This window comes from Nitrospira sp. Nam74, from assembly GCF_965152615.1.
The window spans coordinates 1,967,694-1,992,184 of record NZ_OZ224220.1 but is presented as its reverse complement, the minus strand read 5'-3'; the positions used below and the strand labels follow the sequence as shown (position 1 = coordinate 1,992,184).

General features: G+C 55.2%; 22 protein-coding genes and 1 pseudogene. 14 read left to right on the top strand and 9 right to left on the bottom strand.

The window, feature by feature from the left end; all coding sequences use genetic code 11:
- Positions 1 to 649: 649 nt before the first annotated feature.
- Entirely contained in the window at positions 650 to 829 is a 180-nt protein-coding gene (locus tag ACWHYZ_RS09550) for an RpiB/LacA/LacB family sugar-phosphate isomerase (protein WP_447987035.1), read from the bottom strand.
- Positions 830 to 948: 119 nt separating this feature from the next.
- Positions 949 to 1,632 (bottom strand): 6-phosphogluconolactonase, encoded by a 684-nt coding sequence (gene pgl / locus ACWHYZ_RS09545; RefSeq protein ID WP_447987034.1) that lies wholly within the window; start codon positions 1,630 to 1,632, stop codon positions 949 to 951.
- A gap of 422 nt (positions 1,633 to 2,054) precedes the next feature.
- On the opposite strand from pgl, the gene ACWHYZ_RS09540 reads away from it, so the two are divergent.
- A complete protein-coding gene (locus ACWHYZ_RS09540; protein WP_447987033.1) occupies positions 2,055 to 3,008 on the top strand; it encodes an endonuclease/exonuclease/phosphatase family protein in 954 nt (317 codons plus the stop codon).
- Between the two features lie 1,461 nt (positions 3,009 to 4,469).
- Here the strand turns inward: ACWHYZ_RS09540 and ACWHYZ_RS09535 are convergent.
- Positions 4,470 to 4,610 (bottom strand): hypothetical protein, encoded by a 141-nt coding sequence (locus ACWHYZ_RS09535; RefSeq protein ID WP_447987032.1) that lies wholly within the window; start codon positions 4,608 to 4,610, stop codon positions 4,470 to 4,472.
- 1,320 nt (positions 4,611 to 5,930) lie between these two features.
- Between ACWHYZ_RS09535 and ACWHYZ_RS09530 the strand changes: the two genes are divergently transcribed.
- The 8 genes from ACWHYZ_RS09530 (at position 5,931) to ACWHYZ_RS09495 (ending at position 12,688) form a co-directional block, all read left to right on the top strand.
- Positions 5,931 to 6,677, top strand: a complete 747-nt coding sequence (locus ACWHYZ_RS09530; protein ID WP_447987031.1) for a Crp/Fnr family transcriptional regulator — start codon at positions 5,931 to 5,933, stop codon at positions 6,675 to 6,677.
- Positions 6,678 to 6,797: 120 nt separating this feature from the next.
- Complete coding sequence (locus ACWHYZ_RS09525) at positions 6,798 to 7,967, top strand: TIGR03118 family protein (protein ID WP_447987030.1); 1,170 nt, start codon at positions 6,798 to 6,800, stop codon at positions 7,965 to 7,967.
- A gap of 84 nt (positions 7,968 to 8,051) precedes the next feature.
- Entirely contained in the window at positions 8,052 to 9,512 is a 1,461-nt protein-coding gene (locus ACWHYZ_RS09520) for a hypothetical protein (protein WP_447987029.1), read from the top strand.
- Positions 9,513 to 9,612: 100 nt separating this feature from the next.
- Complete coding sequence (locus ACWHYZ_RS09515) at positions 9,613 to 9,765, top strand: hypothetical protein (protein ID WP_447987028.1); 153 nt, start codon at positions 9,613 to 9,615, stop codon at positions 9,763 to 9,765.
- A gap of 4 nt (positions 9,766 to 9,769) precedes the next feature.
- Positions 9,770 to 10,612, top strand: coding sequence for an SHOCT domain-containing protein (locus tag ACWHYZ_RS09510; RefSeq protein ID WP_447987027.1), 843 nt, complete (start codon positions 9,770 to 9,772; stop codon positions 10,610 to 10,612).
- 25 nt (positions 10,613 to 10,637) lie between these two features.
- A complete protein-coding gene (locus ACWHYZ_RS09505; protein ID WP_447987026.1) occupies positions 10,638 to 11,303 on the top strand; it encodes a c-type cytochrome in 666 nt (221 codons plus the stop codon).
- A 225-nt stretch (positions 11,304 to 11,528) separates the two neighbouring features.
- Entirely contained in the window at positions 11,529 to 12,116 is a 588-nt protein-coding gene (locus ACWHYZ_RS09500; RefSeq protein WP_447987025.1) for an SRPBCC family protein, read from the top strand.
- A gap of 128 nt (positions 12,117 to 12,244) precedes the next feature.
- Entirely contained in the window at positions 12,245 to 12,688 is a 444-nt protein-coding gene (locus ACWHYZ_RS09495; protein WP_447987024.1) for a VanZ family protein, read from the top strand.
- 65 nt (positions 12,689 to 12,753) lie between these two features.
- Here ACWHYZ_RS09495 and ACWHYZ_RS09490 read toward each other — a convergent pair.
- Together ACWHYZ_RS09490 and ACWHYZ_RS09485 are read right to left on the bottom strand one after the other, a co-directional pair.
- Positions 12,754 to 12,909: pseudogene (locus ACWHYZ_RS09490) on the bottom strand (IS481 family transposase); the annotation flags it as partial.
- Positions 12,910 to 13,468: 559 nt separating this feature from the next.
- Complete coding sequence (locus ACWHYZ_RS09485; RefSeq protein ID WP_447987023.1) at positions 13,469 to 13,609, bottom strand: hypothetical protein; 141 nt, start codon at positions 13,607 to 13,609, stop codon at positions 13,469 to 13,471.
- Between the two features lie 603 nt (positions 13,610 to 14,212).
- On the opposite strand from ACWHYZ_RS09485, the gene ACWHYZ_RS09480 reads away from it, so the two are divergent.
- The 5 genes from ACWHYZ_RS09480 to ACWHYZ_RS09460 all read left to right on the top strand — a co-directional run bounded on the left by ACWHYZ_RS09480 (position 14,213) and on the right by ACWHYZ_RS09460 (position 18,826).
- On the top strand, positions 14,213 to 14,638 hold the full coding sequence (locus ACWHYZ_RS09480; protein WP_447987022.1) for a hypothetical protein: 426 nt from the start codon (positions 14,213 to 14,215) through the stop codon (positions 14,636 to 14,638).
- A 936-nt stretch (positions 14,639 to 15,574) separates the two neighbouring features.
- The gene (locus ACWHYZ_RS09475) at positions 15,575 to 15,976 is read left to right on the top strand and encodes an alcohol dehydrogenase catalytic domain-containing protein (RefSeq protein WP_447987021.1); all 402 of its coding nucleotides are present in this window, start codon (positions 15,575 to 15,577) and stop codon (positions 15,974 to 15,976) included.
- 158 nt (positions 15,977 to 16,134) lie between these two features.
- A complete protein-coding gene (locus tag ACWHYZ_RS09470) occupies positions 16,135 to 16,974 on the top strand; it encodes a hypothetical protein (RefSeq protein ID WP_447987020.1) in 840 nt (279 codons plus the stop codon).
- An 80-nt stretch (positions 16,975 to 17,054) separates the two neighbouring features.
- Entirely contained in the window at positions 17,055 to 18,101 is a 1,047-nt protein-coding gene (locus ACWHYZ_RS09465) for a S1C family serine protease (RefSeq protein ID WP_447987019.1), read from the top strand.
- A gap of 326 nt (positions 18,102 to 18,427) precedes the next feature.
- Complete coding sequence (locus ACWHYZ_RS09460) at positions 18,428 to 18,826, top strand: response regulator (protein WP_447987018.1); 399 nt, start codon at positions 18,428 to 18,430, stop codon at positions 18,824 to 18,826.
- On the opposite strand, the gene ACWHYZ_RS09455 is transcribed toward ACWHYZ_RS09460, so the two are convergent.
- The 4 genes from ACWHYZ_RS09455 to ACWHYZ_RS09440 all read right to left on the bottom strand — a co-directional run bounded on the left by ACWHYZ_RS09455 (position 18,771) and on the right by ACWHYZ_RS09440 (position 22,051).
- Positions 18,771 to 19,433 (bottom strand): sensor histidine kinase, encoded by a 663-nt coding sequence (locus tag ACWHYZ_RS09455; protein ID WP_447987017.1) that lies wholly within the window; start codon positions 19,431 to 19,433, stop codon positions 18,771 to 18,773. The two genes, ACWHYZ_RS09460 and ACWHYZ_RS09455, sit on opposite strands and share 56 nt — an antisense overlap.
- Positions 19,434 to 20,050: 617 nt before the next feature.
- Positions 20,051 to 20,410 carry a hypothetical protein gene (locus ACWHYZ_RS09450; RefSeq protein WP_447987016.1) on the bottom strand — a complete coding sequence of 120 codons (360 nt, stop codon included), beginning with the start codon at positions 20,408 to 20,410 and terminating at the stop codon, positions 20,051 to 20,053.
- A gap of 266 nt (positions 20,411 to 20,676) precedes the next feature.
- Positions 20,677 to 21,408: a hypothetical protein gene (locus ACWHYZ_RS09445; protein ID WP_447987015.1), complete on the bottom strand. Its 732-nt coding sequence runs from the start codon at positions 21,406 to 21,408 to the stop codon at positions 20,677 to 20,679.
- A gap of 457 nt (positions 21,409 to 21,865) precedes the next feature.
- Positions 21,866 to 22,051: a hypothetical protein gene (locus ACWHYZ_RS09440; RefSeq protein ID WP_447987014.1), complete on the bottom strand. Its 186-nt coding sequence runs from the start codon at positions 22,049 to 22,051 to the stop codon at positions 21,866 to 21,868.
- Positions 22,052 to 24,491: the final 2,440 nt, after the last annotated feature.

The following is a 24,491-nucleotide window of genomic DNA, read 5'->3' as shown; positions in this document are numbered from 1 at the left end:
TAAAGCTCACCTTCCCCGTCCGGCCGTCGAAGCCCTCGAGCACAAACGGCAGGTGAAGCGTATGATTGTCGCCGCTGGCTGCAGTATTGTGGCTTAGCAACGGGCAGCCATGGTTTCGAGGCGAAGCTGATGGGGTGGGTCGACGTGACAGAGGACTAAGACTTTTCTTTTTTCTTCGTCAACATGCCGCTGAGACGGCGTACGAGTCCCTTATGCCGTTACCGTCCTCTGGCGTGCACCTTCGCGGACTCATCACGCTTATAGAGACTAACTATCGCAGGCTCGGATAGCGTCCTGGTGATCGTTGACCTGACCGCTTGCTAACCACCTGAGGTAGGCCAAGTAGGGACAGGTTTACTTCTTCATTTGCGGATATTTGTACTTAGCTATTCTGGCATATAACAAGGTTAATGAGAGGAAGTAGACGTTCAGGGTGAGTGCCTCATCACCTGACGTAATGGCTGACCGTCCCCTCCTGTCGGTTGGCCATCCTTCCTCTACAGGTCGGGATAGATCCTGTATGACTATCAATGATCCTCGCGATTCAGCAACACGGACTCATGCTGGCCTTTGTGTCTAGCGCAATAGCAGGCACGATTGCGGCTTTCTTCTGGCCATGATCCACCGCTTGCGCCGGGCAGAGAAGTGGTCATGCACCAGCCCAGCGCGAACGCCTGGCATCTTTGTTTGCGCAGACTGACGCGCCGACGCCGCTGCCGCAGACCGCCACCCCGCGCTCGACCGTCCCCGCCGCCACAGCACGCGAGAGCCGGATCACCAAGTCGGGATAATCGTTGCACGGGTTCAAGTCATGCGCGCTAAAATCCACGACCTCATGTCCCGCCTCGCGGAGATGAGCAACCCAATTGTTGCTTCAAACCCAATCCACCATGATCCGTCGCAATTCCCACCCGCATGTTTTCCTCCTCCCGTGTATTCAGCGGTTACCTATCCCGCTGCTGCGCGGTCGGCCAGCAGCAGAGCCTGCTCGCGATGCACCCGCCCTGCGGGAATCGACACGTCGCCGTCACGGAGACGACGAAGCATTTCTACCTTCTCGCCCCCAGTCACAACCCACAGTATCCGGCGAGCCCGATTAAGCATCGGATAGGTCAACGTCATCCGGCGCCTGCCTTGATAGACGCCGGTGGTCGCTACGTCCGCATCCGTCACGTCAAGTACCGGATCACCAGGCACCAGAGAGGCAGTGTGTCCGTCCTCACCAAGACCGAGGTGAACGAGGTCGAGTACCGGCGGCGATCCAACAACCTCCCGGAGGGCCAAGGCATACTGGGTGGCTCCCGCGCCCAGATCAAGTGACTCCACCGGCATGGCGTGGATCTGTTCCGGGCGCAATGGGGCATGTTGAAGCAAGCTTTCACTCAAGTGCGTAAGGTTTCGGTCTGAATGTCCATCCGGGGCCACGCGCTCATCCACCTGCACAACATGTACACCCATCCAAGGGATATCTTCCCCCGCCAGGGCTCGCAACATTATCCATGGCGTGTGGCCACCACTAACAGCCAGGGCAAAGCAGCCACGTGCAGCGATCGCTGCCCGGGCCTCCGCGGCAATGATCCGGGCCGCCTCTTCGGCAACTACATCGGCATCGGGAGAGACCTTGATGTTCATGCGATCTCCTTTAATCTGGACGATCCGGATGGCGGTATACACGGCTCCTTTTGTTGCCAAAGATCATCAACGGAGCCGTGCTGATAAACCGGAAATCGGACATATCCGGAACCTGCTTGCGCTGAATCTTCCCGAACACCCAACATGACCACCTCCCGGTCGGGAATGCAATGTTGGATCGTCTTGAGCATTCAGTTATCGGGCAAAGGTATCTCCGCAGTCTCGGTCAAGTCCTACTGGAAGCAGGATGTCGCGTCCTCCAAAACATAACAAAGCCAACAGATATGAGAGGCGAAAGGCGCGACGCAGCATGACGCTCTCATGACCGGATTGTGAACGGTCCAGATCTCGCGTTATTGTTCATAGCGCGTTCTGGCACTTGCTCACAACTGATTTAGACCATGGTGTTTTCAGGCCACGGCATGATTCACCGTACCCTCCTATTGACCCTAACGTTCATGGCCAGTTTTCTGGTCTGCCTCTCGGCTGGACAAGCGTCGGCCGGTTCGGAAGGCGGCGTCCAACCGCTGCGCGTCGTTACCTACAATCTGCTGCACGACGGGGCCGGCTCAGGATTCCTCGACGGCCAGACTCATCTTGAAGAGCGGCTAGAGATGGTGATCCGCGAGCTGCAGACACTCAATCCGGACATCGTCGCGCTGCAAGAGGCGTCTGACAGCCGGCGGCATGGCAATGTGCCGGAGCGCCTCGCCCACGCGCTTGGTTTCCATGTCGTCTTCGCGCCGGCCACGGAGCATCTGTTCGGCCTGTGGTCGCTCGACCGAGCGGTCGTCGGCCTGCTGGGATTTAAGGAAGGCCCTGCCATCCTGAGCCGCTTCCCCATCGTGGCGTCCCAGGTGTACAAGTTGCCGCGCTGCAAAAGCTGGATCGACCGGCGTATCCTGTTGCGCGCCGAACTCTCGACGGCGTGGGGGCCGCTTCAAGTTTTCTCAACGCATACGGGTCGCGGAGAGGACTGTCAGATGGAGCGGGTCGGCGAGATCGTGCGAGACGGCCTCGGGGCTGGTCCCTCGCTGCTGATGGGTGACTTCAACACACCTGAGACGTCGACAGTGCTCACCACGCTCACAAACGAGGCAGGGTTTGTCGATGCCTTCCGCATCGCCAACCCGGAAGAGCAGGGACCTACGGTGTGGCAGCGTATTGAAGCACCGCGCTCCACGGTCTCCCGACGCGTGGATTTCATTTTGTTCCTGAACGGCCGAAAATCGACGGTCACAGTCCGGTCCAGCCGCATTGTGCTGGATCGCCCGGGACAGTTACCCAACAGAAGTTCCCTATGGCCGTCCGATCACTACGGCGTCTTGGCCGACCTCGACATCCTTCCCGTCAACCGCGCACTAGCCGGCCGCTAGGCTCTCGATGCAGGACAGTGAGCTCAAAGGGAGCCGTCTTCGTAACAGGTCATTGGCGGTCGCGCGCGGACGTGGACCTGGGGTCTCGGTGATCCCTCGCCATTCCCAGTACAACCGCCTGCCTGAAGCCGCCGTCTACTTAGGCACCATATTGACTATAAGACCCACCCTGCCTTCGCCGCCTTCGAGCCGACCCGGTTGCATTCATGCAAGGCGACGACGTAGGCCAAAAAGCTCTTTACGTCGCAATCAAACTTTGTCCTGGCCGGTTGCAGTTGCCGGAATGTTCCGATCTGGATGGCAGATTCCGACGGTTCATGGTCAGTACGGGGCGGTGTGGGTTCGCACCGAGTTGGTAGACCGGCTGTCCTCGCTTACTAACACACTCGCAAAGGCAATACAGGGTCGCCCGTGTGTTTACGAGCCGAATGAGGCGATTACGCTGATCCATTTGGATGGCAATCAAAACGCCGCCGAAGGGAGGCTTTACATTGAGGGCGCAATCATTCGATCTTCGTTCACGCTGACGAACCCGCCGAGCACAAACCCATCGAGCGCTCACCGACGGGGCGCCTCGTAGACGAAGCGACTCTCGCACTGGGTTCCCCAGCAGGGCGGGGGTCTGATGAACGGCAGCGCCTTGATGAGCGTATCAAGTGAAGGTCAGTCGGGGCATGCTGACTCCTTTTGTTGAGGTTATGCTTCTATTGGCTGGGGGAAGCGGAGCCTCCCTGCTGCTCCACCCCCGAGGGCCAGGTGCCTGAGGAGAAACAGCAGGGGACCGGCACATTGCCACTCTTCACTTCCCTTTGGAGGCCCGGCAATGATGGAACGCCCGCGATGGATTGCGACATAGCACATCAACGCCGGAATGCGAGGTTACCCGATGCCATCAGTTTGCGACTTTTGCTCTCTTCCTCGTATCTCCTGGCACTATGAGACCAACGACTTTGGCATTACGGCGGAAGACAATATTTGTCCTGACGCACCGATCGTCACGATTGAGGGGGGGTTCGTATGTCGCCACGGAAGACATTCATCCGGTACGAGGGATAGGCCACATCGCAGGGACTGAGTGGTTGGCATGCGATGAATGCGCCAAGTTCATTGACGGCAAAGACGTCGACGGACTCATCCACCGGGTCGTGACGACATGGGCTCACACGCAGTCCCCCCCCAGGGATCGCAGAGGAAGGATTCACCGAGAGCCCGAAGGAATTTTATGCAGCCTTCTTCCATCAGCTCACCGGCGTGCGACAAGCATGGGCGCCGGCTGAATAGTCAAGAGGTCTTTGCCCTCCCTCTCGTGGTCGTGCATCACACGGGTGAGCCGTCAGTGGAGCGATGCTCACTCCCGATTCGTAGTACGTCTCTCTAGCCTCTCACCGCGTATCTTTTTGAGTGACCGCTCATCACAACAATGGACCATTCATGCCGTTCACGTCCCGCCAGTACCTCGCATTACAGCGTCTCGTTCCCAGCGATTACAGTCAGGCCCTCACCGATCCGCAGCTCGACCGGCTTGCCCAGCTCTGAACCGTCATCGCCCGGCGCCGACTCTGTGCCGGACGACGCCAGGCCGTTGCTTCGTGAGCCTAGCATGGCGGTTCCAGAATCTTCCGGTCGGACACAAGAGTTTTAATCATCCCGAGGCGCATGACGGATCCCTGGTCCGTCTTGACGTTCCAAGATGACCTGGAATTTCAGAAGAGAAGTTGTCCGGTCGTGCAGATGTACAATCTTCAGAGACCGGATTCGGTATCAGTATGGTAGTTTTTCAGTACTCGAGCAGGCTCCAACGTGTCCGAAGGCAGCGACGGCTCTACCGTGTTTATCTCGCCAAGCGACTGCTCGTGTTTATGATGGGATTGATCTCGGTACTGTATGGGCTGATGGTATGAAGAGACTCTCCTCCGATCAACCGCCACCTTCACCGGCCGACGGCGGAATCGATAACGACATCCACTTCCCGTCCTGAGCTGCGTCTTATGGCACTAGAGCGGCAAGTCAAATCACTGCAACGCGAAAAGAAATCATCGGAGCAGGCGGGTTCGCCGATGGCGGCGTGCCTTGGTGAATGTGGAACTGGTCTGGGCAGGGTCGCTCCTCATCACCGGGAACAACCAAAGGCGAGACTTTCATCAAGGCTCAAGATCGTCAGAATCCGTTGTTTCCTTTACGATAGCGCAAACACTATTGGCCTACAATGACTTCATCCTTTGTCGGACATTAATTTTGGTAAACTTCATTTTGGATATTGCAATAAATGATTAGCGAGTGACTCCGGGTGACTTTGTGAAGATGCTATTGCGGCATAGCCGAGGATTTCGTCAGTCAACTAACTCCGTTGTTTTGGGATTAGCCTTCATCGCTATTCCGTATATTGTTGATGTCGCCTTCCTTGGTGATCTCACTCCTACCCACTTTGCCCAGGAAAATATCGTCGAAAGCAAAGACCCCCAGGTCCTTGATGAGAAAGGACCTGTATCCGATACCTCGGATGAACTCCTTATCGCTCAATATAGTGATTCGTCAGCTTCTTCCGAGGTTCGAGTTAATCTCTCAGGCACTACCTTCTGTCCAACGTTCACCCTGACTTCAGCATCCCTCGTTTCGCGTCCCCCGCCTGCTTGTCCACTATTCTGAATCATCAGTTCACAATTCGCGCCTCGTAAATTTAGGCGAGGGCCTTATGTTTTCTGAGAACCCGGTTCACAGACTTTCAAGACAAGAGTTCGATGCTCCATCAAGTTTTGATTTTCATGGCAACCGACCTCAAACGAGTGGGGCAACATGGCCTTAAAGCGAGGGAAGAGCCGAGGGCTGAGTAGGAGCGATTAATGAAAGAGCAAGACAAAAATGGACTCATGAGTTAATTTGCTATCGCCGACAGTCCGATTATGCTTCTGCTAAAGAGAGTCGATGGTCATGCTAATATTCCAGACCCACAGCTGGTGTGAAGCTTTATCCACGCTCTTTCGAGGCGACCTCTGCAGCAGCTTGACAAGCCGGGCCGGGGTTAGGGTCGAGCGAGGGCAGCGCGTCTATTGGCAGGGTGACGCGAGTGCCTCGGTGTACTTCCTGCGCTCCGGACTCATCAAGACCTGCCTCGTCACGGAGGATGGCAAAGAGCAGATCCTACGGATCTACAAACCTGGCGAGGTATTCGGGGAATTGTGCTTCTGCACGGCGGCCCGTTGTGAGGAAGCCTTGGCGCTCGAAGACAGTGAAGTGGTCGAGCTCACCTTTGCAGTGCTGATTGGGCATCTCCAAGGAAATGCCCCGGCGCTCACGTCCTTTCTGGCAACCATTTCGCATCATCTTGCTGATGCCTATGAGCAGATCCAATTATTGACCTCGGAAAAGGTTATGGCCCGGCTTGTTCGGACACTGCTGCGTCTTGCTGAAGAGATGGGCGAACCCACGGGAAATTGGATCAGGCTGCGTCCTCACCTCACGCAGGAAGATTTGGCGCGGATGATTGGATCACGACGTGAGGTCACCTCCACGCTTCTGAACCAACTGCGCGCCATGGGCGGTATTGACTATGCGAGTCGTGGTCAGTTGCTCGTGAACCTCTTGAAGCTCGGGCCCTACCAGCATATACCGCCTCCGCCTACTAAATTGGGTACGGACACCACCCCTTTATCATCGTCCACCCGCAAATAGCCCCGGGGTGTTAGATTTCTAACAGTGCGTGCTCTGCGGATCTGCTACCGTCTCACCGTACCAGACTGAATCCACCATATCACAGAAAAAGCTTCCACTCTTTTATCACGAGGTCCAACCATGAAGATGACCTTGCTTTTCCGTACCAACCTGGTTCTTTCGCTCTCTATTGTTGGTCTAAGTCTGCAGCTCTCTTCACTGTCGGCCGCATTAAATGGGGACGAGTTCGTCCAAGACAATCTCGTGTCCGATATTCCCGGCCTGGCAACCCATACGGATCCGAACTTGATGAACCCATGGGGCCTCGCCTCCAGCCCAACCAGCCCCTTCTGGGCATCCGACAATAAGACGGGAGTGGCTACGCTGTACGATGGGACGGGTCAAGCGTTTCCTCAGAACAATCCCTTAGTCGTGACGATTCCGCCCCCTGCAGGCGGTATGCCGCCATCCGCTCCGACGGGTGCTGTCTTTAACGGAACGAATGACTTTGCCGTCGCCCCAGGTCAGCCCGCCCGGTTCCTTTTTGCAACGGAAGACGGCACGATCGCGGGCTGGAACAATGGAACGCAGGCGGTCGTGAAGGTCGATAACTCAAGTTCCTCGGCCGTCTACAAAGGCATCGCCATGGCCACTGCGGACATGGGCTCATTGCTCTATGCGACGAATTTCCATAGTGGGAAAATCGATATTTTCAATGCCAATTTTGGGTCCGTCTCCATACCGGGCGCCTTCACGGATCCCTCAATTCCCCAGGGCTTTGCCCCGTTCAATATTCAAAATTTGGGTGGGAATCTCTTTGTCACCTACGCCAAACAGGATGCGGCCTTGCATGACGATGTGGCGGGCCCAGGCAACGGCTTTGTGGATGTCTATAATCCCAATGGCCAACTGCTGCGGCATTTCATTGCGAATGGTCCTCTGAACTCGCCCTGGGGATTGACACTGGCCAGCAGTCACTCGGGCCTCTTTAGCAACGACCTGCTGGTGGGAAACTTTGGTGATGGGACGATCAATGCATTCGATCCGGTGACCGGTCAGTTCCTGGGGCAGCTCAAGGATCGAAATGGGCAACCGTTAGTGATCGAGGGGCTCTGGGGCCTCCGGTTTGGAAATGGTGTGATGGGTGCAGATTCCAATAGTCTGTTCTTTACAGCCGGGATACCGGAGAATGGAGCAATAGAGGACCACGGCTTGTTTGGTCGTTTAACGGCCGTTCCAGAACCTAGCTCCATTGCTCTGCTCAGTATTGTTCTTTTTCCTTTACTGCTACGGCGCAAGTTGAAGAGGTGAAACTCCTTACCTCCCTCTCTCTGTCAGGCAGATACGAATCTATTATTCCTGCTTCGAATACCTGCGTGCAGGAGGACGCAGCGCATGCGAACCCTCAGACGCCGGACGATCACCGCCGCCTGTATCGCCTTGATTTGTGCACTCAGCTATACCTGGTCAACCCTCGTTCCTGATGCGACGGCCATTCCGGCGTTCGCGAGAAAATACAACTTTGCCTGTAACGTGTGCCACGTCCCGGGCTTTCCCAAGCTCAACGACTTCGGAAACCTTTTCCGCGACCAAGGGTATCAAATGGGCGTCGACATGGATATCCCGGAGTCGCCGACCATTACGATGGGCTTTTGGCCCGTGTCCTTTCGAACGACGGTCGGCTATCAGCTCGCCAGTGTCCGGACCGACGGCAGTGGCATCACCACCGGCGGATTTGGATTCACGGGGCTCGACATCTTGAGTTACGGCATCCTGTATCGTGACATTGCATTAGGGGTGGTGTTCACGCCTGGACTAAAAAGCGCCGGGTTCGGGACGGGGCCCTCTGAGAGTGAGCTCGAGTCGGCCTGGGTTCGATTGATGCGGTTGGAGAAATTCGTGGGAATTAAACCCGAACCGACGACCTATTTGTTGAATGTGCGCGTGGGAAAGTTCGAGCTTGACCTGCCGTTCAGTGAAAAGCGCAGCCCAACGCTCAATACGAATATGGTGATGTATCACTACTTGCCGGGAACGCCATACACTGCGACGATCTCGGGGACATCGACCAGCTCGTATCTCAATCCCAATGACTTCATGCTCGGAGACAACCAGCCGGGTACCGAGCTGGCCGGCATTACGAAAACAGCAGCGACCAACGGCTATTTTCGATACAGCCTGGCGGCGCTCAGCACGAATAGCTTCGGTGGCCACTTAGCCGGATGTCCGGCCGGCACGACCTGCGGGACGGGGGGCCGCCACGTCAATTTTTACGGTCATGCCACGCAATCGTTCGGCGGCTATGGGATTGTGACGGGACAACGGATCGGCGTCTTTGGCATGTACGGGCAAGCGCCCACGTTGGTCAATCCGACCTGTCCAACATGCGAGGCGGTGGCGGGCAACAGCCAACCATTCAACCGGGTGGGCGTCGATGTGAGTCTCACGCTCGGGAATGAATGGAATCTCTTTGGAGCGGTGATGCACGGCGACGACAGCAAGAATTTGTTTCTCTCACAAGGCATCGCGAATGCGCAAAATGCTTCCTGGTATGGTGGCTTCGTCGAATTGGACTGGTATCCCACAGCCCTCCCGTTCACACGCATGCCGGGGTGGCTCTTGATCTACCGGTACGATTTGATCCGAAACGATCGCCAGGGGGACCCGACGTTTGCGAAGGTCTACAACAATGTCGACTCGCACACGTTTATGGCCAGATATTACATTCACCAGTCATCGCGCACCGATATCGCCGCCCATGCGGAATACAATACGTACCGCACGCGCGGCGTCGGGACGGGAGGCGGCGATTTGCTGGGCCAGACGATGTTGCTCGGCCTCGATTTCGCATTCTGAGCGCAGGGGTCCTGATGATGGCGCTGTACGCGCTCGCGTTCCTCGGATTCGTGGCGACAGTGCCTGGCGACCTGTTCTTCTGGATTGAGGCTCGGTCCAAATGACGACACGCCAGGGCGTCTGCAAACCCGCAGACCGGTCGGTTTCCGATTATGTCATCAAAGGGCACTGGACCGAAGCGCCGTGGCGGCCCGTCTGCACTGAAGAGCCAGGGGAGCCGGAGAAACAGCCGGAACAGCCGCAAGGAATGTAAAAGGATGGTTCGAGAGGCCGTGGTCATGGGCTTCGCTATGCTGCTCATCGGGCTCGGCGCTGCCGCTTGCAAGCAATCGGCAACTCGGCCCGCGTGTGAGAATTGCCACAGTACGAGCCATGTCGTCCGCCTTCAGCGCATCCCGGCCGAGAGCCGAGCTGAGCGGAAGTCGTTTGACCATCCATTCGACCTGCCTGCCGCGGACTGGGCCCGCATCCTCCAAGCAATCGCGGTGCAGCGAGAGCAGTCCGTGTTGATTGTGTGGACCGTCAAAGGGGCGTCTGAACCGGCGTTTCGGCAAGAACAGATCACGTATTTAAGCAGGGCGCTCAGTCAGACGCTGGCAGAAGCTCGACCAGATGAACAGGCCGTGTTTGTTCTGAGCGAGCCGCGATCAGCGGAATTGGAAGACATCACCACAGGAGCATGGTTTCATGCGGACGGAAGGCTGTGGCTCGTCCTGCCCAACTTTCGCGTGGTCGTCAGCATGCCGACGATTCGCGACGCGCTCTGGCGGGAGCCGCTCATGGCCCGCCCAGGTGCGGCGTTCGACTTTGTGGCAGGTGAGTATGAATCTGTTTTTCCAGAGAGCCGAGGATTGCCGAATTTGGTGCGGGCAGTGAGCCCCACGCTGAGGATCGCTTATCGGGGGTTGCTGGGAGCAGTGCGATCGGAATCGGCCGTCGGCCCTCCGGACACCGGGCCGCAGCCCAGCGCTCCAGAGCGCATGGAGGACGAGGTGTCGATTGACGATCGCCTACGGCGATTGAAACGCTTGCACGATGAGCACGTCCTGAGCGACGAAGAATATCTCGACAAGAAACGCGAGCTTTTAAAACGATTCTAACGTCGACGCCTGACGAGGTATCCAGATGAAAATCATGAACTCCCTGGTCCTCTTGTGTGGCGTCATCTTTCTGGCGGCCGCTCCCGGTTCGATCGAGATCGAGCAAGCGGCGGCAGCGACAGACAAGGCCGGCTCTTCACCTCATGGTGCACACGCCGGGGCTGGGGAGCACCATCATCACGCTGCGCCGGAGCTTAAAACCAACATCGACGCGGCGATCAATGCCGCCCTCGCTACAGTCCCAGGATACGTTCGTGAATTAGATGTCGTGGAAAAACGCGGCAAGATGGTATGGGTTGTCGAAGTGGTGAGAGAGGACGGCCATCATGTTCTCGTCGATGTCGATTGCAGCGACGGCACCGTCGTAGGGAAGCAGGACAAGACGGCGATTGAGAACATTGCGGGTAACGCGACAAACGGCAAACTGGTGTACGAACGCCATTGTTCAGTGTGCCACGGGGCGGCCGGGGATGGGCAAGGCAACATGGGACCCCACCTCATTCCTCGTGCGGCGAACTTCTTGAGCCACGATACCCGTGATAAGTCGGATGCCGAGCTGTATATGGTGATCAGGGACGGACGTCCAGGCACAGGGATGCGGCCTTTTAGAGAGTGGCTCAATAAACAGGAAATGCGAGACGTGCTGACATATGTTCGGGCGCTAAGCCGCGATGATATGGTCGCGCGATAGTGGAGGGAGCGCGGGGACGATTGCGGTCGGCATGCCGCCCTACCCTCTTCTTGGAGATGTCGAGTCAATGTCGGTTCATTGCGTGAAATGGTAGCCTGGAAGGCCGCCTTGAGGTGCAGTAAGGCTGAGCGCCAACCATTTTCTCTGCATTGAAGTCTGAGCAACTCCCTTCCATCGCTGCCTCGGTCTCGACGGATAGCCACATGGGCCTGGAGAGGCTTCAACGTGACCCACCATCGCCCATGCCAGTTCTCGCATGTCCTGCTTGGCCTCCTCTTCGATGGTGTAGTGGCGCTTGTCCCAGCTGAAAGTAGCATCGCCGGGGCATCGGAGTCCGCCTCTTCACTGGACATCATTGTTGATGAGGGCGCTGCTGCCCACGTCCGCGGGCATTTAGAACTGGCGTCGAACCGTGAGACCGTCGTAAGCGTGTTGACCGATTATGAGCATTGGCCGCAACTCTTTCGTGACGGCATGCGAATGATCGCGATTAAGCGTTCGGCCGACAGTGTCATCACTGAAATGGACATTCCACGTGCCGTCCTGCCAGGAACGATCCGTCTCGTCATTCGCACACGGGTCTCCGGGTCGGAGCAGATTGATGCGGAGTTGGTACGTGGAGACCTCAAGCGGTTTTGGCGACGATGGACCTTGACGGTACTCCCCGGGGGACAGCGGACACGCGCAGACCTCGAGCTGGTCCTGCAACCACAACACTGGGCGCCGCAGTGGCTAGTGCGCTACGGCTTGGAACAGGACCTGCACGACGACTCTGCGTCGTACTACTGTGGTATACCGGTATATGTTTCCTAAAAAGGTTGTCCTGAGCGTGGCTATGCTTAGAGGAAGGACGAATTTAATTCGTTCGAAATCAGAGATGAGCACTACCAGCCTATAACGACTAGACCGGTCAACCCTCCATAATACTGAAGATCTACGATGTGAAAAACAGTTACCATGGCCGCGCACGTGTAGCTGTGACATCACGCGGATTATTAATATGCTGGGTCGCCATAATTATTATTAGCAGCACTGTCCCATGGAGCACGATTCAATTCCATCCGTTCTGGGAGCATGTCCGTGTGATCCCATCGACACGCTCCTTTGGATCGATTCTCTTCGACATCGCATTAAATATGATTATGTACTTGCCATTTGGATATCTGGCCGTCCGGGCAGGACCCCTACAAAGGAGATCAGGTCGATTCCTTCTCACCGCCGTCTTCACACTGGCATTGTTGTTCTCGGCCGGAATGGAACTTTGCCAGCTCTTTAATTCCTCACGCTATCCTACGCTGAGCGATGTCGTGATGAATGTAACGGGAGCGGTCCTCGGCGGCTATCTGCGCCTAATGAAGCCGCTTGCTTTGGCGGCGCATCGTTGATGCGGCCATCTTTCACATTTTCTGATCGTTTCGTGCTGGACGTGCAATCCTTATGATTGCGTGAGACGGCGGCTGAGACTACTCAACTCTGCCTCACGAGTTTTACGATACCGGCGTACCCGTTTACGAAGCGTGGGATATAAGATCCCGCACCGGCGACATACCAATCCAGCGTCACCCGTTTCCTGATAGAGCTGCACCCACAAAAGCCAGCGGCGCATCTCAGAGTCCATTTCGGCAGTTTAATTGAAACGATGTGTGCGAATCACACACCTTATGTCACCTAACTCCCCCAGCATGATTTTAGTTTTGGCTGTCAGAGACCATGTCTGTAGGTAAATTGGCATGCGGACGTGTACACTATCGCCCGCATGCCTCTGAGCCTGATGAGTCTAGGGCGTGGCATCACGTACGGCATCACGTACGCCTTCACGAACCCCTTGTCTGGCGGCTCCAGAAGTGGTGGAAGACGTATCTGGCTCTGAGTATGTAGACGACCTAGACGGATAAGACCGACCGGTCCTATCATATCGATCGGCGCACGCCATGGTGAACGTGCACATGACTAGCCCAATTGTGAGATTTAAGAATAGTTTCATCTCTCCCTCCTGAGATAAGGGTGGTGTCAAGGGTTACACACGTTACTATAGCGCCACCACTGAGAACGTGAGATCAGCGAGGCTGGGCTACTATTTCAGCGCGATACTTACACAATCGCCTCCCCAAGGATCTGCGGTTCGAATTAGGTACCCTGGTACTTCGGGAGCGCATATGTTCTCTTCATTGGGTATTAATGCCTTTCAAAGATTGGACTTTGGTCGCCCGCTGCACTTGCTGATAGGGGCCGGCGAACCCTAATGCCTGCAGTTTTCGATGCAGTACACGGCCGTTCCAATTCACTTCCGGCCCCCGACGCTCCATGAATCCTCGATAGTAGGGACAGGTTCACTTCTTCATTTTCCGGCTATTTGTACCTAGGTATAATGGCATACATAAGACTGGTCAGAGCAAGTTAGACGTTCAGGGGGTGGTGCCTCATTACTGGATATGATGTCTGACCGTCCCCTCGTGTCGGTTGGCCATCCTTCCTCTACAGGCCGGGGATAGATGCATATGATTATCAATGTAGCAGCCCGTGTTCCTGGCTCCGAGGCTCGCATTTATCACAAGCGCAATAGCAGGCACGGTTGCGGCTTTCCTCTGGCCGTGAGCTATCGCCTGCGTAGACGGGGGTTTGACGGTTGGCGACAGCCTCATACTGTTATCGTCATTCCCCGTTCCTTACCTATCCTCCTCCACCACGACTTTTCTTCTCTAACGCCACACGAGGTTGGATTACGTAGGACCGAGTAACCCATATGGGCAATTGCACGACGCGATTTAGCGGCAGGATAATTTATGTAGAAAGGAGTAGGCGTGATCGATGTCATATTTGCTTAACAGTGAGTCCCGCATCCAGGAACATGGGCTCTTAATGGCAGACGTGGCTGAGCGCCATAGACTGGAGCGGTTAGGGAGGAGATTATGAAAAAACAAGTTGCGCTTATGGTCATACTGTCTACGGGCATAGTGTTGGGGGCCAGCCCTTCACGAAGTGTTGCGGAGGAACAGGTCATAGGAACTTCGCCTGTGGTAGCCCCCGCTATCCCTCCGTCACGCGCCTGTACGAAATCCTCTCCTTGTGAGAATGTTACAGGAGAGATTATCAGGATTGAGGAGGCGTATTGGATCAAGACGCCAGATGGTCTGGAAACGCGCCTCAAGGTGACCGACGGCACAAAAATGAATTCGCCTCTCAAGAAGGGCGATAAGGTCGCGGCTCAGGTCACCTCGACGGGGGATGCGGAGGCCGTCGTGAAAGTCGAGGCTTTGCCAAAGCTACCGGAAGTTGCACTGCCTTCGACCAAGGTTGACGACATACGTGAACAGCTGTCTGGTTCAGAACGCTGAGCTTTACGGACGGAGGGTTCTCCTTCCGTCCGGATTTTTCTAGCAGAAAAACTCCATTGTCTATATTGTCCTAAGCTGATCGCTCCACTTCCGAGGCCGCATCAAGGAAATCTAAGCTTGTCATAAACCGGCGTCCCGATCGATGCTGTTAGGCTGTCGGTGAAAAGAAGCGCCTAGGACCATGGGCCCTTTCGGAGCTGAAATAGCAGGCGTGCATAGGTTTTGAGATGATTCGTTTGTACTGCCAGGGTGGCTCTACCAGACCTCCTTACTATAGATCACCTGGATCGTAGCAATCACATTGCACCCAAATCGGCTCGTTACGTTACGTTGGGATGCGTCCTAAACGCGGAATCCGTATTTTCGGAGGTTTCAAGAATTACACGCGGGCGAAGTCCTTACCTTTTCATCTACCCATGCTTTAGCGAGAGTCTCCGCAGATCGATTCGCCTCTTCAAGAGTTCCATATGTTGTATTTGAAGTATCGCTCAGGGTATGCACAACGTCTTGATCACCTATCCGTTGTTGAATCTGACATTTCGCAATCCAGCCGTTCTCTACCGGGGAAGAAAGAAGGGTTATGAAATGGTCCCGATAACAGAACTCTAGTTTCATATATTGACGATACCACACCGTATGTATGGCTAGTACTGTCCCCACTACAAATCTAATTAGCCCGGCCATTCGCCGTTGGGACGAGACGGAGCGACTACGACTATGGTTGGCACCATGCCCCTCGGCGGCAATACATCATCAATCTTGAAGGAGAGATGGAGATCACCGTCGGAGACGGGACTACTCGACGGTTCGGGACCGGCGACGTTGTGGGACACGGCTATGCCAGTCGTGCGGTAGACAGGCGTCCGCGGAAATCTATCTTCGTGGCGTTGGAGTGACTCATTACACAAATACTTGCCACCGCGTAATGAAGCTCATATGAAACCCCCTGCGTTTGATCACTTCGACGATTTTTCGGCGCTTCAGTATGCGGATGTGCCCGATCCCACACCCGGATCCGATGAGGTGGTGGTGGACATTCACGCCACGTCCCTGAGCCCGGGCGACAGCAAAAACGTTCAAGGGCGCATGGTGGGCACCACCTTGCCCCGGACGCCGGGCAGAGATTTCGATGGCGTCGTCATGACGGGACCCATGCATCTTCTCGGTCAGGAAGTCTGGGGGAGCGGAAGCGATATTGGATTTACGCGTGATGGGTCTCATGCGGAAAAGATCGTTGTGCCGATCGCTGGCGTTCGGCCAAAGCCAAACACCTTGACCATGGCGGAGGCTTTCTCAGCAGGCGTCACGGTGCTTGGCACCAAGGTATGGCACCTGTGAACCATGGAGCTATTTTGACGATCTGTTTCTTTGTCTACGGGTGCGCCACGACTTCGGACCGACCCCTCGAATCCGCATCCCAGCGTGCTGAATTTGAACGTAGATGCCGACCTGTAGAGCACGTGCCGGGCACGATGCTTTTCCCGAGCATGTCCGAAGTGCCGCAGCTCAGTGCGTCTGAAATCGCAGAGGTGTCCGCAGCCACCGGCTTTTCTGCGCTCAGCGTGGAGGCCGCCAACGCGTTTGATGTCTTACCGCTTCTTCAACAAATGCCCGCATTGGAACAAGCCCTGGCAGAGGGCCGCGAAGGAGCCAAGGCGGAACTTCAGGAGGTGCGCGGCCAGATTGTTGAACGGATTTTGCTCGTGTCGTTTCAAGCCAATGGCGTCAATGCAGAAATTGCCTGCGAAGTCGCACGAGCGCAGCAACTGGCCGACTATCTCCAGCAGCAAAAGGACAGCCGTGCTCGCCTTCTGACCGTGCTTGCCGTCGTGGCCGGCGGCGTCGCGGGGATGATCGGGGGAGGCCTGGCAATCGCCGACCACGCCGTGGCCGAAGGTGTGGCGGTGACCATAGGCGGGGCGCTCTCCACGGTATTTGGCTCAACGGCACTCTTTCAACAACAAGAGTATGAGTTTCGACATCCGCGTAATCTGCTGCGGGAAATCTGGGAGGGTCCACCCAATCCTGTGCTTTTTCCCGACGTCATCTGGCGTTTTCTTAACCGTCCGCTGGAAGAGGACCCGAGCACCAGCCTGCGGACGGCGATTATTGCGCGATGGCGACGTGACGGTCGATTAGGCGAGCCAGGTTCAGCCCTGGAGCAGCGCCGAAACACCCTCCTGTTTGGAGAGGGGGGTAACTATAACGTTGAGGACCTTCAGGCGAGGGCTCAGATGTTCAACATGCTGCAATCGCAAGTCGCATTGGTGAATGAATATTTGGAGCGGTTCCTTAGAGATCTGTTGTCGCGCCCGGTGGGGAAGCGACCGTCGTAATCGATTGCTTTTGTATCACCGTTCTTGACTTCGTTGTATCTAGCACTATCTTGAACCTTCTCAGAAGTGATGAGGTTGAAATGGACGAGTTACTGGAATTTCTCACAGAGAATGGTCAGGGAGTGCAGGCAGCGCCGGGCGGGTCACATGACCGACGTACGGATGCGGAGGTGGAGCTTCTGGATGCCTATTCCCAAGCAGTGGTGGGAGCAGTCGAAAAGGTAGCTCCGGCGGTGGTGAATATTGAGGTTCACCACGCTCACAGACAGACGCTCATGCCGAGCGGTCATGGGTCCGGCTTCATCTTTACACAAGATGGCTTCATTCTAACCAATAGTCATGTCGTGCACGGCGGAAGCGGCCTGGAGGTGACCTTGGCTGATGGCCGGCGTCTTCCGGCTCACATAGTCGGAGAAGATCCGGACACCGATCTCGCAGTCATTCGCATCGATGCCTGGCCGCTGGTGGCCGTTCAGTTCGGCGATTCTCAGGCCATTCGCGTCGGCCAATTGGCCATCGCGATCGGCAATCCGTATGGCTTTCAAGCCACGGTGACAACCGGTGTCGTCAGTGCGTTAGGACGGTCGCTCCGGTCTCTCTCAGGACGGCTGATCGGCGATATCATTCAGACTGATGCTGCCCTGAATCCCGGTAATTCCGGTGGGCCACTAGTGAATGCGCGCGGCGAGGTCATGGGGGTGAATACTGCGACAATTCAGTCGGCACAAGGGCTGTGCTTTGCCATCGCGATCAATACGGCCAAGTTCGTGGCGGGGCGTTTAATTCGAGATGGGGTGGTGCGACGTAGCTATATCGGCGTGGCCGGTCAGAACATGCCACTGCCTCGACGAGTGGTGCGATTTCACCACCTCTCGGCCGAGACCGGCGTGTTGGTAACGTCGGTTGAACCGAAGAGCCCTGCGGACAAGGCTGGCTTAAACCAGGGTGATATTATCGTGGAGTTCGATGGCCACGTGATTGATGCCATCGATCGTCTGCATCGATTGTTGACTGATGAACGGACCGGAGTGCCGGTTCGGATCAGGATTCTTCGGCAGACAGAATCACTCACGCTCGAGATTGTGCCAGAAGGAGCGGCGCGGCGAGAGTTGCGCCGTCCTTCGTAGCACAACATTATCGACAAGCCTCGCAGGTTTGGAAAGCTCGTTGGGTCGGCTCTGGCAATATGCCAACATTGCACAAGCGCGTCTCGACGTTGCCCAACAACGCCGGATCGAAATGCAACAAGAGCCCGCTGCAGGTTCTTGAAGCGCATCGGCCTTGCCAAAACATCTAAATCTCCGCATACCGTGTCGTCAAAGAGAGTCTTACCCTATTATTGTTCTAGAGCACCTGTGGTAATCGTTTTTGGCCTATGTTTTGATCGCCTGACTGACATCCAAGCTAATAGGGTCAAGGTACAACTGGCCCGATCTTGGAGCGCGAGCTGGCTATGGTTCGTGTCCTTCTCGCCGTCATGCATCAACTCCTTCGTGCCGCTTTACTGGAATACTGCGGAGAGGTGGAGGTCTTATGTGGCGAAGCGGCAAGCGTGGAAGACTTGTGGGACCAACTACGGCTCCACGAATGGGATGTCTTGATTCTTGATCTTTGCCTGCCTCAACACAGCAAACTGCAAACCGTGCGAATGGTGCGTCGCCGCTATCCCAGTCTCCCTATCCTGGCGATTTCCTTCGCGACTGATATCCCCGCCAAGTGCTGGCAAGACGCGGGTGCCTCCGGGTTCGTCTCAAAGGCCACGCTCAGCACCGAACTTTTTGAGGCCGTGAAGGTTCTCAGTCAGGGAGGGAAGTATTTCCCGAATGCAGGGCCAGTGGAAACGATAACGTGATGTGACAGCCTTCATTGAGTCTGCTTGTGAAAGTCAGCTCGCCTCGTAGTGTCCGCGTCCGCTCTTTCATTGCCCGTACACCAAAGCTCTCGGCGGCTGTTATGCGACTTGGGTCGATCCCGATCCCATTATCGCGGACTGACAGGATGCCCTGTTCCCCGGATCGTTGCAGTGTTACTTCAGCAGTAGTGGCACGGGAGTGTCGGGCAATGTTCACCAAGGCTTCACGTACGATTAGCACGACTAAAATCCCGCGTTCAGCGTCCACGTCGAGAGGTTCACAGCGTCGTTCACACGGAATCCCTGTACGTCGACTAAACGCCACACATTCCTGTTCTAGCACGGGAGTGAGACCGGCTTCGGTGAGACCAGTCGGGTTGAGAAGAAACATCTCTTCTTGTACGGCTCGCATAGCCGCATCAAACTCGGGGATCAACGAATCCACGATGGTTTGAAGCCGTGCTTGCTTCGCCGCATCAAGAGGTTCTCGGAGAGCCTGTTGAATACGGCCAAGTTGCAACTTGGCAAGCGAGAGAACTTGCGCGACGTGATCGTGCAGGTAGAGACCAAGGCGATGGCGTTCATCCGCTCGCACTCGTTCAGCCACGTTTTCTGGGCCCTCATGCTCGCCCGCCATTGTGTACCTCTGACGACTAAGGAACGTAACTGTTACGTCTGCACAGTAAGCTATTTGGGCCGTAGTAATAAGCAGACATCAGCGTTTGACATGGTCCGTAGACCTCTTACAACCCCTAAGAAATGGATGTATTTTTGGTTGCTGAGTTTGGTGCGCTGACCGATCGCCGAAATCCAGAAAGGTCAGTGGTTCATCATCGGCAGTCAGATTGCGTATGTGGCAAAAATCGGTGAGGCTTCGTAACCGAATATGGCGGGCGCCGTAGCAGGCTCCGCGTTATCTATGACGTCGTTTCAGAAATCCCGTTGTGCCTCGCGAATGGATCCTGATGCCGCTATTCCTGATCGACGAGGCTGTTCGTCGAATCAAGGACGGAACGATTACAAGCGACGAATACGATCCGGCCACAGCATCACTGAAGCGCGCGGTCAGATAGAAAGCTCCCATCGGCAAATGTACCCACTTGCTTAAAGCTATCCATGTCTCTCGCGACCGAAACCGTCTTTCCCAACCTAGGTCCCCTCCCAGACTGAAGGTCAGATCATCGACGACATCCAGACCGTCTCGGCTCTGCTAAAGGCTCCATCCTAGACGCAACCCTCGCGTTTTCCGGAGACGATGGTGCCTTTGGAGTCAGCCAGAAAAAAGAGCTGACACGTCTCGGACCGCGTGAACGGCAAGAGCCCGTACTCATCGGCCTGCCCCGGCATTCGATCGATCGTCATATCCCAGACCAGTTCGGTCAATCCGTCTGTTTCGGCAGCCACGGGATGTACGTTGGGTGGACCAAGTTCATAAAACAAGGCTTCTTTCGGTTTGCCGATCCACCGCGCAATGACTTCATCCCAAGACTGGTACGGCCCCTGCACACCAGACGACGGACCCGTCGCACAACTTGGCATGGCGGAAATCAGGCTCAGGAGGAACATCAGCAATAGGCGTAACACGGGTCTCATATCGGAACACAATCGGGGCCAACGACCAAGGTTGCGTAGGCGAATACCTCACTACCTCACTTCACATGTAGTGCCAATCTGGTTTAAGGGAGAGAGGGGTCACGAATCAATCTAATACATATGACCGTGCGTGAGACTTGCAATCACTGCCCATTTTACTTCAGCGGACACCTGCATGGCGCACTTCCTTCCGGAAAATAAGGAACTTCTGGACAGCGGCTTAAATGAGATGCGGACCTTTCGATTAAAACCGGGGACTACTCGCGGAGGTAGACCGAACCATAGTGAGAAGGGATCCTGACGGGTAACCACTGGCCGGCCTGCCTTACCTGTACGGATCCGACCCCATCAATCTGCTCGACCCAGCGGCCGATTGCGGGGAATGGAATCCAAACTTCGGCCTCCTGCGCTGAGAAGTTGAGTAGGACTATAAGGGCTTCTGCTAGTTGGGATCCTGAGGCGTCGGCCTTCCGGCAATAGGCTATTACGCCCTGCCCCAGATGGTGTTGGTTATTGTAGTAGTAAAAATAGCCGCGACTCCCTAGAGCCCGATGCTGGCGTCGCAGGTTGCCCATAATGCGGTGAAGCCGCGTGAGTGCTTTGCCGGGCATATCATAAAAATATTCCCAATGTAGCGGACGCTCATAGAGATTGCGACCGAGCCCTCCCCCGGGGACCCCCCAATTCTCGCCAAATTCCTGGCCTTGCCACAGCATCGGAATACCCTTGGCGGTATACAAGGCAATAATATAAGGCTGCACCTTATAGAATTGGTCCCGGTCCCCGTATGGCTCGCCAAGCAGGTCCCTAAGAGAGAGTTCACCGAATTCATTGATGAAGCGCTTGTGATCGTGCGACTCCAGATACTGGAACGGCGCGACAGGAAAGGACTCCCCGGTGACCGGGTTTCGGTACTCATTGACATATCCTAGCAACTCTGGGTCCAACAAATGCGCGAAATGCTCTGGGACATAGTTCCATCGAGCCATATCACGACAAGAGCCCCATATAGACCCGTGTTTCTTTCCGGTATTTAAACTTATATGCCCTATGACAATTCCTCGCCATCGGACGACACACTACGGAGAAGACGACAGGAAAGGAAACGAAGAGCCCTTCAATTCTCTAAGACCTTGTGGGAGGCTAGGTGCCGTGAGAATGTTTGAGCCTTGAGAGGGGAGACAACGATGAGGATATTCAATGAGTTTGTTGGAAAACTCAGCAAATGCTGCGGATGGATGAATGCCGACTGCGAGCCAGTGGGATACTCGCGGCTCGATGCCGGACTAAGGCAAAATTACGTATCTATATTCGGGGAATACTTGGCGAGAATGGTGGCGTTGTTCGAATCGGCGGCATGGACACTGTGGGGTGCAGGGAAGCTCCATTAGCATGTCCCGCACAGCACTTCGCGCTTCGTAATGATATTCTTGGCGGCAGAAGCGTCTATCGTCCAATGAGGATATGCGGGCCATATACGGTCGCCAGATAGCCAAGAAAAACCAGTGGCCATACTATCCACAAGAGAACAATGGCGAAGAGGGTTTGTAAGAGTATCCGGTCCGAATCGATCTTCAACAAGCCGATGACTTTGCCAATGAGATGAGATTGGTCTTTCACGACAGCGTACATTTCCTACCTCCTCGGTGATCACTCGTTGCAGTGAGCTATAGCCGTGCGATGATGGATACAAGACTCGGCTTCTTTCGTTCCGATACTTCCCTCAGGAACTTCTCTCGGTTCTGAAATTCGTCAAGTGCCCAGTGGCCGTCAGGCTGCTCATCAAAAGGGATGGTATACGCCGTCTTCCTGAACGTTACGGTTAGCACGGCCCTTTTCCCTTCTATGCGTGCCTCTATAAGCCGCAACCCGTACATCTGTCCAAGCGTTTTATTTTGGAAGTAGGCAAGATACTGTGTCACCGGTTCTGTGCGCTGATGGAGCAGCTGCAGCTGCTTCCCTGTATTTCGTTTTGCTATGTGGGTCGTGGGTCGTTCTTGCCCCGGACCGCTCTGCTTCTCTAAAACACGGAGCAAGGCGTATTGTGGCGTGCGTGTCCAGTAAACGCCGAGTGTTGCGATTGTCAGCAGGCTCCCTATGATCACTATTGCAGCTTTGGCTGTACCTGACATGCCGCTACGGTATGCCAAGTCTCCTGTTTGGTAAATTGGACTAAAGGCGGTGACTAAAAGCAGTATGTCGCACGGGCGTAGGGCAGATTAAGAGGACGCAGGCCAGTTATAGTGACTGCGCCATATTTGCAGGCCGCGCACATCAAGACCGCGACTTTAGAGGCGCCCAAATGGTGACAATGGTGAGGTGAAAATTAATAACCTTGAAGCTTTTTGGAGCAGAGTTATTGTACTAGACAGTTTTGTGAATTGACGCTCACCATCCTCACCGCTTGATGTGCTTAAAGCGTAGACTCCACTGTGACAAAACTTTCGTGGTTCGTTTGATGGTCTAGAAATACGGTTCTGTTATCGTTGTGACGAGGCCAAAGCCGGGTTGGAAAGGGAATTCTACACATCCTGAAGTCAAAGCTTCACGATGGGAGAAAACTCAAACTGACAAGACTTTGACCTCTTTTTTGTTTGCGGCCCACTCATAGAATTGGTTTAAGGTAGATGGCAGTATGCGAGAGAAGGAGGCAAGTATGGCCTGGTCGTTAGAACCGTCTTGGAGGGAAGGTTCTTAATTGTTGTTTAGGCGCAAGGCGAATCTCCTGCTCGCTCTTGGCGTCTTCTCAGGTATCCAAGAACCGAAGCACCGATGGTCAGGCATCTATTCGTCGAAGCCACCCGGCAAAACAGTGAGCCCAGCCCCAAGAAGAAGGATGGAGGCAGGCCAGGTACCTGAGTTGAGTCAGAGAAGGCTGTCGAATGAATGCGTTCGACACAAACCGGAAATTTTTCCCCGCGGCGCCCCCGAATAAATGACCGTCGATGGTGAGGCTATTGAGCTGAACGCCGAGGTTGGGCAACAGAAAGGTCCCAGAAAGTGTGGCGCCGCTTGCTGCGCCCTGGACGTTCGCCCCCGACCCCATGAAGTTGATCAGCACATGGTCGGAGGAAATCCCGCCTCTTAGCGTCAATCGCCATCCAGCTTGTTACCGCGAGCCGGGAACTGGGTTTCGGAGTAGAGCGGGTGTACCGTATCTAAGGACACAGAAAGCAAGAAACAGGGATACTGGATATTGTATCCTTGGCGCACCTCGGCGAAATACCCCTGCCCACTCTGAGAGATCCTCCGAGTCAGCGCTCCATACTTGGCCACTGCGTCTTGTGATCGCAACGTCTCCCTCGTCGAGCGTGCCCGCCAGCAGGCCGGAGGCCAATGGCTGGCATCGTTTCTAATCACACACAGCGAAGATCCTAGGTCGGCAGCCACCACGTCTCGATGCTTATGGGCTGCAAGGGTGCACCCGGCAGTCGGCCCAGTGTCGCTTGCCAACATGGCACCCGCGAAGAACTCCTCCGACAGTCAAGAGCCTTCCTACAGACATAGCTTCTCACCGTATTGCCCTCGACTGTCAACCAGGCCCCTATTCATAGAATCTCCTTCGCGGATGCTCGAAAGCTGATCAACGCACGAACAACTACGCTAGCCGCGGCACTATCTGATGATCATGGCACCCGGCTGAACAACCGACCAGCCAACAACTACAACACGTCTTAGGTCTCAAACGATCAATCAAACTCATTTACGCCGCATTAGTTCTAGTGTGTGATTTTGCCTGGTGTTCCAGTGAATCTTTGTCACGTGGCGAATTGATTACTTCCCTGTCATATGAATATGTTTTGCCCGCTACTGTGACGACAACGAACACAACTATCCACAATGCGCTGCCCACAAGGCCAACAAGAAGAGTTAGCGACATCAGATCCGATGGCATGGTTCACCTCATCTGGCTTGAATGGGTCTTCTAGTGAAGCCCCATTCCAGCTAATGCTGAGTCCTTTGAAGATCCATATCATCTCGTTTAACGAGCCTAACGGGGGAGAAATATCGTGACCGTCGCAGTAGGGATCACCTCACCGACTTGTGAAACGCTGAACCTTTCACGTTTCAT

Bases quoted from the DNA above. Each gene is read 5' to 3' on its own strand.
- pgl (WP_447987034.1), bottom strand. From the start codon at position 1,632: ATGAACATCAAGGTCTCTCCCGATGCCGATGTAGTTGCCGAAGAGGCG.
- ACWHYZ_RS09540 (WP_447987033.1), top strand. From the start codon at position 2,055: ATGATTCACCGTACCCTCCTATTGACCCTAACGTTCATGGCCAGTTTT.
- ACWHYZ_RS09535 (WP_447987032.1), bottom strand. From the start codon at position 4,610: ATGCTAGGCTCACGAAGCAACGGCCTGGCGTCGTCCGGCACAGAGTCG.
- ACWHYZ_RS09530 (WP_447987031.1), top strand. From the start codon at position 5,931: ATGGTCATGCTAATATTCCAGACCCACAGCTGGTGTGAAGCTTTATCC.
- ACWHYZ_RS09525 (WP_447987030.1), top strand. From the start codon at position 6,798: ATGAAGATGACCTTGCTTTTCCGTACCAACCTGGTTCTTTCGCTCTCT.
- ACWHYZ_RS09520 (WP_447987029.1), top strand. From the start codon at position 8,052: ATGCGAACCCTCAGACGCCGGACGATCACCGCCGCCTGTATCGCCTTG.
- ACWHYZ_RS09515 (WP_447987028.1), top strand. From the start codon at position 9,613: ATGACGACACGCCAGGGCGTCTGCAAACCCGCAGACCGGTCGGTTTCC.
- ACWHYZ_RS09510 (WP_447987027.1), top strand. From the start codon at position 9,770: ATGGTTCGAGAGGCCGTGGTCATGGGCTTCGCTATGCTGCTCATCGGG.
- ACWHYZ_RS09505 (WP_447987026.1), top strand. From the start codon at position 10,638: ATGAAAATCATGAACTCCCTGGTCCTCTTGTGTGGCGTCATCTTTCTG.
- ACWHYZ_RS09485 (WP_447987023.1), bottom strand. From the start codon at position 13,609: ATGGAGCGTCGGGGGCCGGAAGTGAATTGGAACGGCCGTGTACTGCAT.
- ACWHYZ_RS09480 (WP_447987022.1), top strand. From the start codon at position 14,213: ATGAAAAAACAAGTTGCGCTTATGGTCATACTGTCTACGGGCATAGTG.
- ACWHYZ_RS09475 (WP_447987021.1), top strand. From the start codon at position 15,575: ATGAAACCCCCTGCGTTTGATCACTTCGACGATTTTTCGGCGCTTCAG.
- ACWHYZ_RS09465 (WP_447987019.1), top strand. From the start codon at position 17,055: ATGGACGAGTTACTGGAATTTCTCACAGAGAATGGTCAGGGAGTGCAG.
- ACWHYZ_RS09460 (WP_447987018.1), top strand. From the start codon at position 18,428: ATGGTTCGTGTCCTTCTCGCCGTCATGCATCAACTCCTTCGTGCCGCT.
- ACWHYZ_RS09445 (WP_447987015.1), bottom strand. From the start codon at position 21,408: ATGGCTCGATGGAACTATGTCCCAGAGCATTTCGCGCATTTGTTGGAC.
- ACWHYZ_RS09440 (WP_447987014.1), bottom strand. From the start codon at position 22,051: ATGTACGCTGTCGTGAAAGACCAATCTCATCTCATTGGCAAAGTCATC.